Source organism: Streptomyces sp. ADMS (assembly GCF_033441795.1).
In the GTDB taxonomy this organism is placed as follows: Bacteria; Actinomycetota; Actinomycetes; order Streptomycetales; family Streptomycetaceae; genus Streptomyces.
This window is the reverse complement of record NZ_JAVFVX010000466.1, coordinates 1-396: the sequence shown is the minus strand read 5'-3', so window position 1 is coordinate 396 and position 396 is coordinate 1. Positions and strand designations below refer to the sequence as shown.

Annotated in this window: 1 protein-coding gene; it reads right to left on the bottom strand. The window is 71.7% G+C overall.

Annotated elements, in window-relative coordinates; genetic code table 11:
- A partial coding sequence (locus RB628_RS41580; protein WP_318325794.1) for a universal stress protein occupies positions 1-378 on the bottom strand: 378 nt, incomplete at its 3' end.
- Positions 379-396 lie beyond the last annotated feature (18 nt).

Genomic DNA, 396 nt, shown 5'->3' with positions numbered 1-396 from the left:
GGCGGTGGAACCGAGCAGCAGGCTGCCGAACGCCCCGAGGCCCCGGCTGCCGACCACGACGAGCGAGGCGGTCCGCGACTCGATCTCCAGGACCATCAGCGGCTCGCCGACGTTGACCGCACGCGTCACATCCACCTGCGGTACGGCTCTGCGGGCACGCTCCTCAGCCTCGATCAGCGTGCCGTCCACCAACTCCCGCACCCCCGCCATCGCCGGATTCCACGGGGGTCCGCCGGGCGGCAGATGCATCGACGGCCACCCGAAGGCGTGCACCAGCCGCAGTCCCACGCCGCGCAGTCCGGCCTCACGTGCCGCGACCTCCACCGCGTCGAGGCTCGACGGCGAGCCGTCCACTCCCACGACGACCGGGTCCATCACGACACCTCCATAATTCGC